Genomic DNA, 16,853 nt, shown 5'->3' on the forward strand with positions numbered 1-16,853 from the left:
TTTCTCCTGATGATCATCTCGGTCGTTCTGGTGACGTAGGGCTATCCGCCACGACGCCCCGCTGAGCGGCATCTCGCCGCGACAGGCCCCGCCCGCCTGAGGGTGCTCGCGCAGCGTCTCTACGAAGCCGCTACGTTGCCGACGATGTCCCACGAGAAGTCCTTCTCGGTCGGCGCCGCACCGGTTTTGCTTTGCTGGAAGTACGCGTATTTCACCTTGCCGAAATTCAACGTGACGTTTTCGGTGAAGCGATCTTCTCCACCGCTGCCAGCCATTGTCACCGAGGTTACGAGCACGTCGGTGAGGGTGATGGTGATGTACTTCAGTGGCGCCGCACCGGCCTTGCGCACCAGCAGTGTCGCTGTGGGCACATGAGTTCCCTTGGCCAAGGAGATCATGAGTGCGGTGCTGGCTGAGTCGACGTACTTGGTGAACGACAGGTCTTGAAAGCTGGCTTTGCCCGCTCCTCCGCCGGAACCCATGTGGGTGGTGCCCGACTGTGACATGCCCCAGCCCCATGACAGCACGTCGATGTCGCCCAACGGGCCCTGAACTTTGTCAGCTGATTCGCCGACGATCGTTTTGCCCATGTTGATGAACATGTCTAGTGCCATTGAGTTGTCTCCTGCGGCTTCGAGGGTCAGTTGAGCGTGATGGTGAGTGTGCCGGTGCCAGAGCCGCCGGTATTCGGATGCAGCACCGCCGTGTAGCTGCCGGTAGCGCCGCTGTACTGCCCTGAGCCACCGGTGATGGTGAAAGTGCCGGTGCCGTCGTGACGAAGCAGACCGGTCGCGGTGATGGTGTCGCTGCCGTCGGAGAAGCTCAACAGCTGCGTGGTGAAGCTGGCGTGACTGTTGTCGCCGCGCTGAGGAAGAGAGAGCACGGTGCCGGAGCCGTGAATCGTCCCTGAGGTGACCGCGCCACCATCTCCCACCAGCTCTCCGACGACGGTCGTTCGGTCATCGATGGCTACCGCTTTGTAGCCGCCGAGCTGGCGGAGGGCCGCCACGGTGAAGCTGAGCACGACGGGTTTGCGCGTCGGTGCCGGTGTGATCTCAGCGGCCTGAGCCGGCGCAGGCATCGGAAGAACGGCTCCGGCGAGTGCGAAGGCGGCAGTGGCGGCGGCCACGACATACCGGCGGCTGACGCCCGCTTTTGGCTCGGAGGGATTGCGGGCGACATCATCCATGACGATGATCCTTTTGTATTCACTTGAAGTGCGCCCGATGATCAGGCGGCCCGCCCCCGGAACCCCCGAGCCTGTCAACTGTATGGTTACAGCGTCATCAAGTACAGACTCCCGTTCAGGGGGTATAACGGGCGAGAATCAAGGCGTGACGGTGAGAAGCACGCGCGCAGCGATGCCGATGCTGGCATTGGATGTCGGGGTGGCAAAGCGCACGTTCGCCAGCGTAGAGACGATGTCGTAACCGAAGCGATCGGGTTACCGATCTACTTCTGCGAACCACGCTCCCGCGTTTCTGATCTGGGGGGACAGCGCCTGAAGCTGCCCGGTCGAGTTTCAGATGGTGACGCTCACCGGGAGACATCTCACGGGCTTTGAGCCGGCTGTGTCGCGATACCGTGCTGGGACTGTCAGTGAGGGATTTTTGGTTCTTGGCCTATCTGTGCCCAAGAACCGATGGGGGCTCCGTAGGCTCCTAGCGCTTCAATCACGGTTTCGATCGTGCTGGCTGGGTCCCCGGTCAGGCTCAGCTCGAGGTCGCAATGGATGATGCCTTCGTCGGGGCTGATCATCGATCCGCCTCCAGTGATTTCGCTTCCGGGTGCCACATCTGCGAGTAGGACCTCGAGCGGTCGCTCGTAGATCTCTATTCGGTGTTTGGGCTGCAGTCGCGCGTTCATGCGAACATCAGCCCGTGTCATTTGCGGCGGTGTAGCGCGGCGACGGAAGAGGGCCATGGATTGGAGCCTAGACGAACCAGATGATTCGGCGGGAAAGCTGGCTTGCTGTTCTGGATCGCCGATGCCGAGTACCCTCCTCACTGGCTAGGTGGTCATTTGGGGCGGAGAGCCGTGCTCTTGGATACCGAGGGCTGCCAGCGATTCGGCGCGCCATCTTCCCAACTGGGCCGTTGCTTCCTCAGCTCTACGAGCTTCCATCAGGGAGCGGATAGCGGTCATCCGATCCGAAGATGCAATGAGGAACGGACGGTCGTCGTCGCTCGGCGTGTGTAGTGCGGTGCGCAGTATTCGAAGCCCGAGACGAGGCCTACCAAGAAGAAGCGCAGCGTAGGCGGCCGCCTCGGCCCGCAACCGGTTCTTCGATCCATCTCCGTCTCGGACGAGGTGCGTCAGTTCCCACTTCTCGGTCTTCCGCGAAGCCCAGACGTTGGCCACGATTCGCTCGATGTCGTCTCGTTCGATCGATATGCGTTCCGATTCGTCTCCCACGGCTCGAACCCCGCCGTGAATTGCGTGGGTGGGGATGAAAAGAGGCATCGCAATTCGCGCGATATAGATGAACTGCGGATCGCGAGATGTGTCCATCGCAACGCCGAATAGGACCTGCCCTACGGGTGTCGCATAGCAAAGCTGTTCCCGAAACGCGTGTCCTGGGTCGTTAGACAGAGCGGCACGAACAAGGCGTTTCCACTCCGCGACCTTCATACCGTCATCCGGCGAGAGGAAGCTCCTGAGAGCTCATTGGCGGGTCCGACCTGTCGCATTTGATCACCGTACCGTCTGCCCGAACAATTCGAACCATGTCCCAAGCCGGGCATTCAGCGGGACGAGACACCTGATCGTGGGGTTGCCGTGACAGGCCTGAGGGGAGCTTGGTTTGCTAGTGCCGGAACTCGTCGGACGCCGTCGAGGAATTGATCGTCTGGGTCATCAATGTCGTGCAGCTCGGCATCAAACAGACCGAGGGCTTTGTGTTCGGAAAACCATTCATCGTCGCGACCGTGTCGGATCTTGAGTTCAGGGAACAGCGTTCGGATCTGTACTTCGGTGTTGGCTCTCAACCAGGTCCATCTCGACGACGTGTCGTCGTCGTACCCGACCGTGAAGACCGGTCGGATTTGGCCGACTCTTGCACTGTCGACGTGTCGTTGCTCGAGGATTAGCGCGAGCAGGTGCCTCGGATCCTCGTCGAGTGATTCCGCGAGGTCGGGCCTGCGGTCCCGCCACTCGATGTACTGGGCGTGGGTCATCCAGTTAGGGAGAGCGTTCTCGTCTACGACGTCAAGTTCTGGATACAGGTCCGTAATCGCGGCGGCGGATTCGGCATACACGGCCCGCCAGATACCCCCGACGCCGTAGTCCCAAACGACGAGGTATTTCTGCACACTCATGAAGGGAGGTTATCGCCACATTGGAGCTGTGACCAAGGCAGCGAATCTGCCCCGCCAGGGACCTCCAACGGACGTCGAGCGGTGGGATCTGAAGAACTGGCGGTCACCCGTTCGCGTCGATCCAGATCGTCGCATGAACGCGGGCGAGGCGGCCCACCATCTCTGCACTAAGAGTTTCGGCCCCACGTCCGAAAGTGAAGAACGCACGCACGAACACGGCTGGGTGATGGAGCTCCGCGGTGTCTAGTCCCGTCTGGTCCAGTTTGTCGAGCGCCTCATTGACTGCCTTGTCGAGCCGCTCCGCTCGGACCGACCAGTCAGCCTCGGAGAAGCTAGCACGGTGTACTTCATAGTGATGCTCGTCGCTGGGGGAGGATGTAGGGCCATCCTCAGAGAAGACGGACAGTGCTGCGATGGGATGGGCCGAATGAATGGTCAGGCTGACAATCACATATGTCGTCTCATCATCTTCCTCGGGCTGTGTTTTCATCGTCATGCCCTGATTTTTGCACCTGGCCGCGGAGTATTCAGTCAATTCGTAAGCCGGACGCCCACTGGGATGTTGTCCCGATGAGCGAGTCTCGCGCGAGCTGTGTAGGTTTTCGGTGTGGCGATTGAAGAGAATGGGCTGGCGAAGCGCGACGATGTTGTCTCGCATTTTCTGGATTTTCTGCGCGGGCAAGGTGATGTGGACGCGGTTGTCTATGATCCGCCATCGTTGACTGCGCACATTTACGGCTTACCCGGTACGCAGGTCAGGGTGGGAATCGATTCGCAGGTGCTGCTTCAGAACCATTCCAAACTGATGGGTAATCGCTCGGATTTTCTCGACGCAGCATCAGCCCTCAGCGTGCGCCTACTCGAGGCTTTGGTCTTTGAAGCTTCACCTGACTCGATCCTGCAACTAGATCCGGACGGTGACGGATTCTTAGTCGAACCGAAGCGCCTGGTCGAGACTCCACCGAATGTCCAAGTTATTGCGCAACCGCTTCGGTCTCCTCACGAGTTGTCGCAGACCGCAGTCGAAACGTATGTCATCGACGGTCGCGGCATCGAGTCCGAGGCCGCGTTCTATCGAGCTGTAGGGGAGGCTGTGAACGGACCAGGCGGATACTTCGGCGGATCGTTGGATGGATTGAACGACTGCCTTGGTGGCGGTATGGGTTCCGTTGACGAAGAGATCCAATTCCGGTGGACTCATTCAGATGTAGCACGCGCGTCGCTCGGGTTCGAGGAGACTGTGCGTTCGATGAAGGCCGCGACGGCCCGGGCTACGTTTGTGAATCGTCGGCTCGATCGGGAGCAGCTGTTGTTCGCTGAGCTTGGCCTCGGTCAAACCATCTTCGACGTGATCGTTTCATTATTCGACGACGCGGGAATCAACCTCGTGCTCGAATAGCCATCTTCCTTAGCCCGGAATGGGACGTCCAACGGAACAACGTCTAATCCGGACGCGGGCGTGGATTTTGATCTCGTCCACCGAGATGACGACTATCTTTCGGCCGTGGTTGAGGGCAGGCTGAACCTCGAACGGTTCGTCGACGCCGGAAAATAGCGCCATCGGAGTTGGTTGATGCCGATCATCAAGGGGGGGCATCATGTACCAGTTCAAGAGAGGCGTCGCTGTCGCGGCGTTGGTCGGATCGCTGCTTCTCGCTGGGTGCGCTGCTAGCTCAAGCGCCCAGGATCAGGCGGTGGCGGAACAATCTGCTCGCCCGAGTCCAGATAGTTCGGGAGGGGTGGTACGCACCGTCCCCAGCACAACCAACCGCCCTACCGACCCGCCTCTGCCGAGCGATTACAACCAGAACACCAACATTCAACTTACTCCTCAGGAGGCTTCACTGAACCAGCTCTGGGCGCTTGCCAACTCGGAAGTCGGCATCGACGCCGCTAGCGCAGAAATCAGCGATGCAGGAGGTTTGAGAGACTTCTCGGCAGCTATTACAACCCGGTGCAATTCGATCCTGCCGGCAGAGCAAGCGGCCGAGCTGGACCAACTCAAAGCGGGCTACGAGTCAGCGACCGGGGCGGCGGCATTCACGGCCGCGAAAGCGTACTTCGTGCGTGCAACTGAACTATGCATGTGAAGCATCGTCGCCCCCAGATGGCCGCAGCGTCAGCTGGACGTTAGACGATGATTCCGAAGTACATCCCGGCCGTCCCCGACGTCGTCGATGAACGCGCAGACAAGATCAAGACACTGAAAACAGCTCTGTGGCTGACGGCTCTGTTCGGAGCGGGCCTACTTCCGCCTCTTCTAATCGGGTGGGGCTACCTCTCGTCTTTTCTCTTTCTAAATTACGACGGTTCGTCAGACGTCGAAGCAAAGCAAAAGCTCGTCGGCGGACTAATCTACGTTCTGGCCGGTGTCGTGATCCAGCTGGCGTCCACATTCGCCGTCTGGATAATTTCAGCCAAACTTGCCCGCCTCAGCGATCAACCCAACGTAGGCTTCGAACTCTCCGTTTTTGTTGGGATCTGGCTCGCGGGCGCAACAATAGGTGTGGGCGTATACTTCATGTTCTTTGCTCAGAACTATCGTTGAACATCAAAATTTTCCGCTTGCCGGCATAATCGTGCCGCAACCCAACATTGGTGCCGCGGTTCTATTGGTGACCTTGGGCGGCACCAAGGTTTCGGGTTTCTCTTCGAAGTAGGGCGACCGCCTGGCCAAGTGCTGCCCGGAGAACGACGTTTTCCCGTGGGGACCAACTCGACTTGTAACTCCGCGAATCGAACGCGTAGGGCACGTTGAGCGCGACGAGCTTGCTGTAAACATTCTGGGCGGCACCCCAGCGCGGATCCCAGCTGCCGCCCGTCGCCGCGGAGAAGTCCAAGGCAATGTTCAAGATGTTCAGGGCGCTTTCCACGTCTAGATCAAATCGTCGGCGACCGAGCCAACCTTGAACGGGATTGACGTCGAGAACATTTGTATCTGCGTCACCTTGATGCCAACCTGCGGCATCAGCGCGCGCCTGACACTCTGCCGCGGAGCGAAACAACTCAACACGTCCATGCGCGGTGGCGACCGAGTCCCTGCCGTCACTCATACTGTCTTCGCCCCACCAGAAGTATGTCGTCCGACGATCAAACCGTATCCCTTGGGGTGTGCCATTCTGAATCTGAGCCATCGATGCCTTCGTCCTTCAAGCAACCCTCCCACGCGGTTGGGCGCAGTGTCTCAGTCTCACGACCGAATGACGGGCGTCGTGTGGAACTCTCCTTTGGCTCAGTAGTGCTCTCGGCATTGCAAGATGACGATGTGTTCGTCGGTGACGTAGTAGACCAGTCTGTTGGCGTCGTCGATCCGTCGGGACCATGAGCCGGTCAGTATGTGTCTGAGCGGTTCGGGTTTGCCGATGCCGTTGAACGGGTCGCGTAGCGTGTCAGTGATCAGCTGGTTGATGCGTTTGAGTGTTTTGCGGTCCTGGGTCTGCCAGTAGACGTAGTCTTCCCACCCGTTCGGGTCGAAGACGATCGAACGGGTCACGCGTCAAGAAGGTCATGCTTTTCGAACTCGCCGCGACGGGCCCGCTCGATTGCGGCGAGCAGCCGGTCGGCGTTTGCCGGGTTCCGAAGCAGGTAGGCAGTCTCTGTCATCGCGTCGTAGTCCTCTTTCGACAGGATGACGACGTTTCCGTGCCGAGACACGACCTCGATGGTGGTGTGATCATCATTGACCTGCTGGATGAGCCCGAACAGGCTCTTACGCGCTTCAGTCGCGGAAATGGCAGACATCGTAGCCTCCTAAGTAGTACTTGATAACGTACCACTTAGGTTGGTCGTTGGAATCTTCACTCGGAGGATTGTCAGCAGAATGCCTGCCAGCCGATTTCGGCGACCGCACACCGGCTGCCCGATGCGCCGGCGCTCAATGGGCAGTTTCGCGCCAATTCGAGCGGCAAATCCGGCGGAATTCCGGCGATCTGAGCATGCTCAAAGACCTTTTGATCACCTGTTGCCAAAATGTCGCCACACCAACGGGTGAGAGCGGCGGAATATTTTGAAGCATGGTCGGCGCGTTGGAGGTGCTCATCCGAAGATTGCTGGGGGAGGCGATGCGGGAGCCACAGGGAGTCCCTGCTCGAAGATCGGAACCAGGAGGCGGAGGGCCTTGTCCGGCAGTCCGTCGCCCGGAAAGAAGTCGTTCAGTACATCTTCCGCAGCATGGAGGTCACGAACGTCGCAGATCGCGAGCAAATTTGCGATGTCTTGCACGTCTCGACCTGGCCGTGAAGCGTTGAGTTTCATAGCGAGCAGCGCACGGGGCGAGGCTACTTCTACCGTGATGTCCTCGTTCGAGTAGAGAACCTCCCATTCCGGGTCGGCGCCATAAGCCGGGACGAACATGGAGGCATTGCTGTTGAGCCAGTCGTGAGGCCAGCCATTCACATCCGCGACTTCAACGGCGGCATCGATGATAGGTTGCTCCGGCTGCAGAACTGCGTCGACGTCAGCAGTTGTTCGGCGATCGAAATAGCGAAGCGCGAGTGCGGCGCCACCGACGATGCGGATTCCGGCGGGCTGGCCAAGCGCGCGGAGTTTTTCGATGACCCCATTTATCCCGCGGATGAGGTCGTCGCGGTCGAGTTGATCACCGGGCACTAGATGCTCTCCAAAGTTGCCGCTTCGATCAGGATGCCGCGTCGGAGAAACGCTTCAGGAACATGCGTCCTATCGACGGGAACGTCGTAGTCACTGGTGCGAGGAGCCCACTGCGCCTCGTGGTCTCCGAGTCTCGTGGTGACCCAGCCCGGGATCGGTAGGTCGCTGGCGCGCAGGCGAAATTCACAGAGTGCTGCGATCGCGGCATCCCAGTGATCGAAGCCCGTCGGAGCCGGCTCGGTGAGTGTAAGGCCGACCTTGGTTGCTCCCTGTTCAGCGGCGAGGTTGTCTGCCAGTTGCAAGAAGCGACGAAACGCTGAGGCGTCGTCTGACCCAATGAGCGCCACACTGATTTCATACGCTATGCGCGCTGCGTCGCTGCGCACGGTAGGGATACTGACGACGGTCTGACCCGTCGCGCGCAAGAGCGTGTCAAGCGTGGCGACTGTGGGTTCGCGCTTTCCGTGTTCTATGAGAGACAGAGACGACCCTGCAATTCCGGAACGGGTGGCCAGTTCACCCTGTGTGAGCCCGCTGGCCGCCCGGGCCGAACGGGCAAGAACTCGTGCTGACACATCTCACCTCTTTACTAAGTAGTAAAAGTGTAGCGGAGCAATGCCATCGCGAAATCGAATGTCTCGAAGATGTTGCCACGTGCAGAAGGTGCGGCTGAAGCGCGAAAGGAACGGTAGCCTTCGATCCCAATGCTGGTGCGGCAGCGCCGCTGGTGGCCCCACGCAGATTCGAACTGCGGCCCCTGCCTCCGGAGGGCAGTGCTCTATCCCCTGAGCTATGGGGCCAGGAGTGCGGTGTCTAGGCTATCACCGAGAAATGGGCGGTGCGATTCGTGGCAGGATCGAGAGTATGCAGAGAACGGTCAGTGCCCACATCGAATGTGTCATCGACGCCCCCGCAAACCTCGTCTTCTCGATAGCTGTCGCCGCAGGGTCGACCGTGGTGAGTGAGTCGGTCGAATATCTCTACAACGGGCATCCACTCACCCCGATCGATGTGCTCGACGTGCATGGCACGCGGCTGCACGAGTTCGACGCCCAGGCCGGCACTTTGACCCTCAACTACCGGGCTGTCGTCGACGGTGATGCAGGCCCCATGCCGATCTCGAAGAACGACCTCATCACGTACCTCCGGCCGAGCCGGTACTGCGAATCAGACATTCTGCTGCCGACCGCGCTCTCTGAGTTCAGTGGGCTCAAGGGCCGGCTGCTGCTCGACAGCGTCAGTTCGTGGGTGGGCGACAAGCTGAGTTACGTGCCGGGTTCGAGCCTACCGACCGATGGCGCCGTGCGCACGCTGCTCTCACGCCAGGGCGTGTGCCGCGACTACGCGCACCTAGTGGTGGCGTTGCTGCGTGCACTTGATGTTCCTGCACGGCTCGTCTCGGTGTACGCGCCCGGGCTCGACCCGATGGATTTCCACGCGGTGGCCGAGGCCTACGTGGACGGCCAGTGGTACGTGGTCGATGCGACGGCGCTGGCACCGCGCCAGAGCCTGGTGCGCATCGCGACCGGCCGTGATGCGGCAGACACCGCCTTCCTCAGCAACCACGGCGGCTGGCTCGCCCTGACGGCGCTCGAGGTGACGGCGACCGCGGAGACGCTGCCCTTCGACGACACCCGCGAGCTCGTGCAGCTGCACTAGCTACTCCGCTCCTCTCTTTGCGATCGACTTTCCCGAAACTGTCGGGACGCGCCGCAGCCATCGACAGTTTCGGGAAAGTCGATCAGGCGCGTTCGGTAGAGTTGATGCCCGTGACTCCCGAAGACCTCTCCAGCGCTCTGTTCGACATCGTGACCGCCAACATCGAGCGACGCGCCATCGAGAAGCAGCGAGTGGATGCTGCGGCAGAGGCCCCAGCCGAGAACACCGAAGCCCCGCTCACCGCGCTGCCCACCATCACCGTGGCCGACGTTCTCGTCGAACGCCCGCGCAACCGCGACCACGGCGACTGGACCACGAACATCGCCATGAAGCTCGCAAAGTCGCTCGGAACGAACCCGCGCGCGCTCGCCGCCGAACTCGCCCCCGCCATCGAGGCCATCGACGGAATCGCCAAAGTCGACATCGCGGGCCCCGGCTTCATCAACATCACCTTCGAGACGGCGGCCGCGGGCGAGATCGTGCGCACGATTCTCGACCAGGGCGACAGCTACGGCCACACGAATGTGCTCGACGGCCTCAGCGTCAACATGGAGTTCGTCTCGGCGAACCCGACCGGTCCGCTGCACCTGGGGCACACGCGCTGGGCCGCTCTCGGTGACGCCATTGCGCGTGTGCTGAGCGCATCCGGTGCCGAGGTCACCACCGAGTACTACATCAACGACGCCGGCAACCAGATGGACAACTTCGGCGCCTCGGTGCTGGCAGCGGCGAAGGGCCAGCCGACGCCTGAAGGCGGTTACCCGGGGGAGTACATCCAGGAGCTGGCGGCGAAGGTGCTCGCGCAGGTTCCCGACCTCCTCGAACTGCCCGACGCAGACGCGATCGCCGTCGCACGCGATCTCGGCTACCTGCAGCAGCTCGAAGAGATCAAGCGGTCGCTCGATAACTTCAACGTGCACTTCGACGTCTTCTTCTCTGAGCGCACACTGCACGAGACCGACCCTGCCACGGGCACGAGCCTCATCGAGCAGGCCGCCGTTCGCCTCGCCCAGCAGGGTCACGTCTACGAGAAAGACGATGCCGTCTGGGTTCGCACTACCGATTTCGGCGACGACAAAGACCGGGTGCTCACGCGCGGCAACGGCATCGTGACATATTTCGCCGCCGACGCCGCCTACTACCTCAACAAGAGGGACCGCGGGTTCACCGAGAAGATCTACCTGCTCGGTGCCGATCATCACGGGTATGTCGGCCGGCTCAAGGCACTCGCTGCGGCAGCGGGAGACGACCCCGACGTGAACATCAAGATCCTCATCGGCCAGCTGGTCAACCTCAATGGTGCGAAGCTCTCCAAGCGCGCCGGCAACATCATCGAACTCGATGACCTTCTCGGCTGGGTGGGTGCGGATGCCCTGCGGTACTCCCTCGCACGATTCCCCGCTGACTCACCCCTGTCGCTCGACGGCGAGAAGCTGCGCGAGCGCACCAACGACAACCCCGTGTTCTACGTGCAGTACGCCCACTCTCGTACCCGGTCCGTCGCCAAGAATGCCGCGGCCGCCGGCGTCGACCGCAGCGCTTTCGAGCCGTCGTTGCTCACGCACGAGACCGAGACCGAGCTGCTCGGTTCACTTCAGGAGCTGCCCAGGATCGTGTCGCAGGCGGCTGAGCTTCGCGAACCGCACCGCGTCGCGCGGTATCTCGAAGAGGTCGCCGGCCACTACCACCGCTGGTACGCCTCGTGCCGCGTGCTGCCGCTCGGCGACGAGCCGGTGACCGACCTGCATCGCACCCGCCTCTGGCTGAACGACGCCACCGGCCAGGTCATTCGCAACGGGCTGAGCCTGCTCGGCGTTTCTGCTCCCGACCGTATGTAACCGTCTGACACGGGCGGGGATTCACAAACCGTACAGCGAACTCCCAGTGGGAATGCAGCAGCTCCCGGCGTGAGTGCAGCGGTTCACCGCCAGACTGAAGAAATGAAGAGACGAAACCGGGTCATCGCCATCGTGGTGGCCGCAGCCGTACTTTTCGGAGGGATTGTCGTCGTGGCAGATTTCGGGCTGAAAGCCTTCGCCGAGGGCCAGATTCGCTCAGCGATCGTGAAGAACCTCCCCTCGAACGTGACGGGTGACGTCTCGGTGCAGATCGGTGGAGGCTCGTTCCTCGCGCAGTACGCCTCCGGGTCGTTCAGTGAGGTGACGCTCAACAGCGACAACCTCACGGTGAACGGTGTGCCGCTGAAGGCGCACGTGGTGGCCCACGATGTGTCGACCGACCAGACGAAACCGATTCCCCGGGCATCCGCCACCCTCACCCTCGACCAGACGGCGGTCAACTCGTTCCTGAGCATTCCCGGGTCGAATGAGATCGTGCTGGCCGACGGAACCGTTCGCTACCAGGGGTCGTTCCAGCTCTTCGGGCTCACCCTCGGCTACGACGCGACGGCGACCGCGGCACCTGTCGGCGGTACCGTTCAGCTGACTCCCACGGGCGCCACGCTCTCGGCCGGATCGGCCTCGCTCGACGTCGGCGGCGCGTTGAAGACCATCGTCTCGAAGCCCATCTCGATCTGCGTGGCCCAGTACCTGCCGAAATCGATGCAGGTCACGTCGATCACTCCGTCTGCTGGCTTCGTCGTCGTCGACCTCAGCGCCACCGACCTGGTGCTGACGGAGGATGCCCTCAAACAGACCGGCTCGTGCGACTGACGGTTCTGCGCTGACGGCCAGGGCTGACGGCAACAGCCGATAGCAATCACGGTTTCGGCTGGTCTGACACCTTCACCGCGATGTCGTACGCGCCTCCCTTGATGCCTGAGACTGTGACGGCCGCGTCGTAGTGCTGGTCGGGTGAGTCGGCGCCGACGACATCGCAATGCACGACCGCCGACTCGGTCAGGTCGATGTCTTTGCTCCCGCAATCGACTGTCGTGCTGAGCCCACTCTGTTTGTCGAGTGAGGTCTTGACATTCTTCGCGAAGTCAGCCGACGACACCGACGGGTTCACTGAGATCGAGCCCGAGCAGGCCGTGAGGCCGAGAGCGGCGCTTGCTGCGAGCAGAGCGGTGAGAACAATCCGGTTCGAGTTGATGATGCGCATGAGAGACCTCCATAAGTGACAAATGCTTAGGCAAGCATAGAGGAATACTCACTAGCGTGTCGCCTCGGGTCGCCCCCCGGTCACTCACGATCGCGCCGATGTCGGGTAGGATTTTCGCTGTCGACGGCTTCAGGAACCAATCCGGGTTCGCTCGCCCTTCCAATCTGCGAATCCGCCCGTGGTCGCTCTCCTCCAAAGGTCAATCCGATGTCTGCCAACCCGCTCGCACCGCCGTGGCTCGCCGTGCCAGACGATGCCAATGACGTCGCCAGCGCAGTCTGGTCAGTGAACTCCCGGCGCACCGACGAGGGTGAACTGTCCATCGGGGGAGTCACGGCTTCGGCCCTGGCCGAGCAATTCGGCACTCCTGTCTACGTGGTCGATGAAGCCGATGCACGGTCTCGGGCACGCGGGCTCCGTGAAGCGTTCGAGCGAGAGTTCGCCCGAATCGGCACCGACGTCACCATCTACTACGCAGGCAAGGCCTTCCTCTGTTCCGCCGTAGGCGAATGGATGATCTCCGAAGGCCTCAGCATCGATGTCTGCAGCGCGGGCGAGTTCGCGGTCGCGCTGGCCGCTGGCGTCGACCCGGCCCACGTCGGCTATCACGGCAACAACAAGTCGTTCGCCGAAATCGACAGCGCTGTCGAGTATGGAGTCGGCGCGATCGTGATCGACAGTGAGATCGAGATCGAACGCGTCGCCGCCGCGGCAGTCGCGCACGGCAGAATCCAGTCCGTACGTCTTCGGGTGAACAGTGGAGTCCACGCGCACACCCACGATTTTCTCGCCACCGCCCACGAAGACCAGAAGTTCGGAGTCTCGTTGGCCGACGCGCCAAGGCTCGTGGCGACGATCCGGTCACACCCCGAACTTCGGTTCCTCGGGCTCCACTGCCACATCGGCTCTCAGATCTTCGGTTCGGGCGGCTTCTCCGAGTCGGCGGCCCGGCTCCTGGCCGTACACGCTGAGCTCCTGGCCGGGGGAGAGATCCCCGAGCTCAACCTCGGCGGCGGCTTCGGGATCGCCTATACGACTGCAGACGATCCGACTACGGTCGGTGAACTTGCCGCCCAGATCGCCGACATCGTCGGGGCCGAATGCGGGCGCCTGAAGATCGAGGTGCCGCACCTTGCTTTCGAGCCAGGTCGCGTCATCATCGGCCCCTCGACGGCGACGCTCTACACAGTTGGCACAGTCAAGCCCGTCGTCGTGACAGTCGGCGCAGACACCGAAGTCGCCGAGGGCGTTGCCGAGATTGCTCCAGACGACGTGAGTTCGGCCACGGCCATACGCACCTACGTGAGCGTCGACGGCGGCATGAGCGACAACGCCAGGCCCGCCCTCTACGGCGCGGACTACAGCGTTCGCCTAGCCAACAGGCAATCCGACGCCGATCCTGCCCTGGTGCGGGTTGCTGGAAAGCACTGTGAGAGCGGCGACATCGTGGTGTACTCCGACTACCTCCCGGGCGACGTCACCCCCGGCGACCTGCTCGCGGTGCCAGCCACCGGCGCATACTGCTGGTCGTTGTCGAGCAACTACAACTACCTGGGCAGGCCCCCGGTCGTCGCAGTCGTCGACGGCTCTGCCCGGCTCATCATGCGCGGTGAGACCGTCGATGATCTCCTGGCACGCGACCCGGGAATAGCGCGGGGCACGCGCAAAGCGAAGACGGTCGCCGAGCATCCGCCCGTCTTTTCCCACACCTCCGAGAAAGCATCATGATCGAATACCGCAACCTCAAGATCGCCCTGCTCGGAGCGGGCAGCGTCGGTTCACGCGTGGCGCAGCTGCTGCTCGAGCACGGCGACGAACTCGCTTCCCGGGTCGGAGCCGGCCTCGAGCTCGTCGGGATCGCCGTTCGCGATGTCGACGCACAGCGAGACGTGGAACTGCCACAAGAGCTGTACACGACTGATGCGGAGTCTCTGATCCTCTCGGCCGACATCGTGATCGAGCTGATGGGCGGGATCGAGCCGGCGCGCACGTACATCCTGCAGGCGCTGCACTCTGGGGCAGACGTCGTCACCGGCAACAAGGCGCTGCTCGCTCTGCACGGTACCGAACTGTTCGAGGCGGCGGAGCAGGTGGGTGCGCAGCTGTACTACGAGGCTGCCGCAGGCGGGGCGATCCCGATCATCCGGCCGCTTCGCGACAGTCTTGCGGGTGACCGGGTGAAGCGGATTCTCGGGATCGTGAACGGCACGACCAACTTCATTCTCGACCGGATGGATGTCGAAGGAGACAGCCTGGAGTCGGCGCTCGCCATTGCGACAGAGCTCGGGTACGCAGAGTCTGACCCTACGGCTGACATCGAAGGTTACGATGCCGCGCAGAAAGCCGCGATCCTCGCACGCCTGGCGTTTCACAGCGCTGTGCCGGTCGAGGCCGTGCACCGGGAGGGCATCACGGGTGTGACTCCCGCTCTCGTAGAGCAGGCACGCCGCTCGGGATACGTGGTCAAGCTGCTCGCCATCTGCGAGCGGGTCACCGACCCTCTCACGGGTGAAGAGGGAATCTCTGCGCGGGTGCACCCGGCGCTGGTCTCCCGCCTCCACCCCCTCGCTGCTGTGCACGGCGCGAAGAACGCCGTCTTCGTCGAGGCAGAGGCCGCCGGAGACCTGATGTTCTACGGTGCCGGCGCGGGCGGGTTGGAGACAGCATCCGCAGTGCTCGGCGACCTGGTTTCGGCTGCACGCCGTCATGTCGCGGGCGGCCCGGGCGTTGCAGAATCGTTGACAGCGCACCTGCCGTTTGTTGAGATCGGCAAAGTGCTGACCCGGTACCAGATCACGCTCGAAGTCGTCGACGAACCGGGAGTCCTGGCGAGGATCGCGGGATTGTTCAGCGAGCACGATGTGTCTGTCGAAGCCGTGCAGCAGTCCGTCGGTTCGCGCCGCGACGGCAGCGTCGACGGCACAGGCCCGCTCGCCGGCGTACCGGGTGCCGGCCCGCTCACCGCTACCCTTGTCATTGTGACCCACGAGTCCACCGAGGCCGCGCTGTCTGCCACGGTCGACGATTTGGCCACCCACGCCGCTGTCACCAGCGTGCAGTCCGTTATGAGAGTTGAAGGAAACTAGTGTCTTCGAACAGTAACCGCATCCCGTCCCGTCAGTGGAGGGGCGTGTTGCACGAGTACGCCGACCGCCTCAACATCACAGCGGCGACGCCGATCATCACGCTCGGCGAGGGAGGCACGCCCCTCATCCCTGCTCCGGCACTCTCCGCCCGCACGGGTGCGAAGGTCTGGGTCAAGTTCGAGGGCATGAACCCGACCGGCTCGTTCAAGGACCGCGGCATGACGATGGCGATCTCGAAGGCCGTCGAGCACGGCGCGAAGGCCGTCATCTGTGCCTCGACCGGCAACACTTCTGCCTCGGCTGCGGCCTACGCCACCCACGCGGGCATCACGGCCGCCGTGCTCGTGCCCGAAGGCAAGATCGCCATGGGCAAACTGAGCCAGGCCATCGCGCACGACGCTGAACTGCTTCAGGTGCAGGGCAACTTCGACGACTGCCTCGACATCGCCCGCGAGCTCGCTGCCAACTACCCCGTTCACCTCGTGAACTCGGTGAATCCCGACCGCATCGAAGGCCAGAAGACTGCAGCGTTCGAGGTCGTCGAGGTCTTGCAGGATGCGCCGGACTTCCACATCGTGCCCGTCGGCAACGCGGGCAACTACACCGCCTACTTCCGCGGGTACTCCGAAGAGCTCGAGCGCGGTGCCACCACGAAGCTGCCGCGTATGTTCGGCTTCCAGGCCGCGGGCAGCGCTCCCATCGTCGTGGGTCACGTCGTGAAGCACCCCGAAACCATCGCCAGCGCGATCCGCATCGGCAACCCGGCCTCCTGGAGCCTGGCGATCGACGCACGCGAGAAGAGTGACGGGTACTTCGGTGCCATCTCCGACGCGCACATCCTCGAAGCCCACCGCATCCTGTCGGCAGAGGTCGGCATCTTCGTCGAGCCGGCGTCGGCCATCAGCGTTGCCGGCCTGCTCGAGCGTGCAGAGGCCGGCATGATCCCTGCGGGTTCGACTGTCGTTCTGACGGTCACCGGCCACGGCTTGAAAGACCCGCAGTGGGCCCTCCGCGCTGCCGACGGCAGCGACATCAAGCCCACCATCGTTCCGGTGGACGTACCCGAGATCGCCGGTGTGCTGGGTCTCTCCAAGGCCACCGCGTGACGGCCACGGCCGCT

Annotated in this window: 20 protein-coding genes and 1 tRNA gene; 9 read left to right on the forward strand and 12 right to left on the reverse strand. The window is 62.3% G+C overall.

Annotated elements, in window-relative coordinates; translation table 11 throughout:
- Positions 1-119: 119 nt before the first annotated feature.
- The 5 genes from JOE66_RS07690 to JOE66_RS07710 form a co-directional block, all read right to left on the reverse strand.
- On the reverse strand, positions 120-614 hold the full coding sequence (locus JOE66_RS07690) for an Hcp family type VI secretion system effector (protein ID WP_205108248.1): 495 nt from the start codon (positions 612-614) through the stop codon (positions 120-122).
- Positions 615-640: 26 nt separating this feature from the next.
- Positions 641-1,189: an allene oxide cyclase barrel-like domain-containing protein gene (locus JOE66_RS07695; RefSeq protein ID WP_205108250.1), complete on the reverse strand. Its 549-nt coding sequence runs from the start codon at positions 1,187-1,189 to the stop codon at positions 641-643.
- Between the two features lie 821 nt (positions 1,190-2,010).
- Entirely contained in the window at positions 2,011-2,631 is a 621-nt protein-coding gene (locus JOE66_RS07700; protein WP_205108251.1) for a hypothetical protein, read from the reverse strand.
- Positions 2,632-2,744: 113 nt separating this feature from the next.
- On the reverse strand, positions 2,745-3,317 hold the full coding sequence (locus tag JOE66_RS07705; RefSeq protein ID WP_205108252.1) for a hypothetical protein: 573 nt from the start codon (positions 3,315-3,317) through the stop codon (positions 2,745-2,747).
- A 103-nt stretch (positions 3,318-3,420) separates the two neighbouring features.
- The gene (locus JOE66_RS07710; RefSeq protein WP_205108254.1) at positions 3,421-3,813 is read right to left on the reverse strand and encodes a hypothetical protein; all 393 of its coding nucleotides are present in this window, start codon (positions 3,811-3,813) and stop codon (positions 3,421-3,423) included.
- A 111-nt stretch (positions 3,814-3,924) separates the two neighbouring features.
- Between JOE66_RS07710 and JOE66_RS07715 the strand changes: the two genes are divergently transcribed.
- From JOE66_RS07715 to JOE66_RS07725, 3 genes are all read left to right on the forward strand, one after another.
- Entirely contained in the window at positions 3,925-4,716 is a 792-nt protein-coding gene (locus tag JOE66_RS07715; RefSeq protein ID WP_205108256.1) for a barstar family protein, read from the forward strand.
- 199 nt (positions 4,717-4,915) lie between these two features.
- Positions 4,916-5,407 carry a hypothetical protein gene (locus JOE66_RS07720; RefSeq protein WP_205108258.1) on the forward strand — a complete coding sequence of 164 codons (492 nt, stop codon included), beginning with the start codon at positions 4,916-4,918 and terminating at the stop codon, positions 5,405-5,407.
- A gap of 47 nt (positions 5,408-5,454) precedes the next feature.
- On the forward strand, positions 5,455-5,865 hold the full coding sequence (locus JOE66_RS07725) for a hypothetical protein (RefSeq protein ID WP_205108260.1): 411 nt from the start codon (positions 5,455-5,457) through the stop codon (positions 5,863-5,865).
- Between the two features lie 61 nt (positions 5,866-5,926).
- Here JOE66_RS07725 and JOE66_RS07730 read toward each other — a convergent pair whose 3' ends face one another.
- The 6 genes from JOE66_RS07730 to JOE66_RS07755 form a co-directional block, all read right to left on the reverse strand.
- The gene (locus JOE66_RS07730; RefSeq protein WP_205108262.1) at positions 5,927-6,451 is read right to left on the reverse strand and encodes a hypothetical protein; all 525 of its coding nucleotides are present in this window, start codon (positions 6,449-6,451) and stop codon (positions 5,927-5,929) included.
- A 98-nt stretch (positions 6,452-6,549) separates the two neighbouring features.
- A complete protein-coding gene (locus JOE66_RS07735) occupies positions 6,550-6,810 on the reverse strand; it encodes a Txe/YoeB family addiction module toxin (RefSeq protein ID WP_307827108.1) in 261 nt (86 codons plus the stop codon).
- Positions 6,807-7,058, reverse strand: a complete 252-nt coding sequence (locus JOE66_RS07740; protein ID WP_205108264.1) for a type II toxin-antitoxin system Phd/YefM family antitoxin — start codon at positions 7,056-7,058, stop codon at positions 6,807-6,809. Before JOE66_RS07740 ends, JOE66_RS07735 begins: the two co-directional genes overlap by 4 nt.
- A gap of 294 nt (positions 7,059-7,352) precedes the next feature.
- On the reverse strand, positions 7,353-7,925 hold the full coding sequence (locus JOE66_RS07745; protein WP_205108266.1) for a DUF6036 family nucleotidyltransferase: 573 nt from the start codon (positions 7,923-7,925) through the stop codon (positions 7,353-7,355).
- On the reverse strand, positions 7,925-8,500 hold the full coding sequence (locus JOE66_RS07750; protein WP_205108268.1) for a helix-turn-helix domain-containing protein: 576 nt from the start codon (positions 8,498-8,500) through the stop codon (positions 7,925-7,927). The genes JOE66_RS07745 and JOE66_RS07750 overlap by 1 nt, the downstream gene beginning before the upstream one ends.
- A 150-nt stretch (positions 8,501-8,650) precedes the next feature.
- Positions 8,651-8,725, reverse strand: a tRNA-Arg gene (locus JOE66_RS07755).
- 64 nt (positions 8,726-8,789) lie between these two features.
- On the opposite strand from JOE66_RS07755, the gene JOE66_RS07760 reads away from it, so the two are divergent.
- The 3 genes from JOE66_RS07760 (at position 8,790) to JOE66_RS07770 (ending at position 12,256) form a co-directional block, all read left to right on the forward strand.
- Positions 8,790-9,584, forward strand: coding sequence for a transglutaminase-like domain-containing protein (locus JOE66_RS07760; RefSeq protein ID WP_205108270.1), 795 nt, complete (start codon positions 8,790-8,792; stop codon positions 9,582-9,584).
- Between the two features lie 110 nt (positions 9,585-9,694).
- A complete protein-coding gene (argS, locus tag JOE66_RS07765) occupies positions 9,695-11,422 on the forward strand; it encodes an arginine--tRNA ligase (protein ID WP_307827109.1) in 1,728 nt (575 codons plus the stop codon).
- Between the two features lie 102 nt (positions 11,423-11,524).
- Positions 11,525-12,256 carry an LmeA family phospholipid-binding protein gene (locus tag JOE66_RS07770; RefSeq protein ID WP_205108274.1) on the forward strand — a complete coding sequence of 244 codons (732 nt, stop codon included), beginning with the start codon at positions 11,525-11,527 and terminating at the stop codon, positions 12,254-12,256.
- Between the two features lie 46 nt (positions 12,257-12,302).
- Here JOE66_RS07770 and JOE66_RS07775 read toward each other — a convergent pair whose 3' ends face one another.
- The gene (locus JOE66_RS07775; protein ID WP_205108276.1) at positions 12,303-12,647 is read right to left on the reverse strand and encodes a hypothetical protein; all 345 of its coding nucleotides are present in this window, start codon (positions 12,645-12,647) and stop codon (positions 12,303-12,305) included.
- A 207-nt stretch (positions 12,648-12,854) separates the two neighbouring features.
- Between JOE66_RS07775 and JOE66_RS07780 the strand changes: the two genes are divergently transcribed.
- From JOE66_RS07780 to thrC, 3 genes are read left to right on the forward strand one after another with little or no spacing between them, the layout of a single operon-like run.
- The gene (locus JOE66_RS07780) at positions 12,855-14,375 is read left to right on the forward strand and encodes a diaminopimelate decarboxylase family protein (protein WP_205108278.1); all 1,521 of its coding nucleotides are present in this window, start codon (positions 12,855-12,857) and stop codon (positions 14,373-14,375) included.
- Entirely contained in the window at positions 14,372-15,733 is a 1,362-nt protein-coding gene (locus JOE66_RS07785) for a homoserine dehydrogenase (protein ID WP_205108280.1), read from the forward strand. Before JOE66_RS07780 ends, JOE66_RS07785 begins: the two co-directional genes overlap by 4 nt.
- Positions 15,733-16,839, forward strand: a complete 1,107-nt coding sequence (gene thrC / locus JOE66_RS07790) for a threonine synthase (protein ID WP_307827110.1) — start codon at positions 15,733-15,735, stop codon at positions 16,837-16,839. Before JOE66_RS07785 ends, thrC begins: the two co-directional genes overlap by 1 nt.
- Positions 16,840-16,853: the final 14 nt, after the last annotated feature.

Source organism: Subtercola frigoramans (assembly GCF_016907385.1).
Taxonomy (GTDB): domain Bacteria; phylum Actinomycetota; class Actinomycetes; order Actinomycetales; family Microbacteriaceae; genus Subtercola; species Subtercola frigoramans.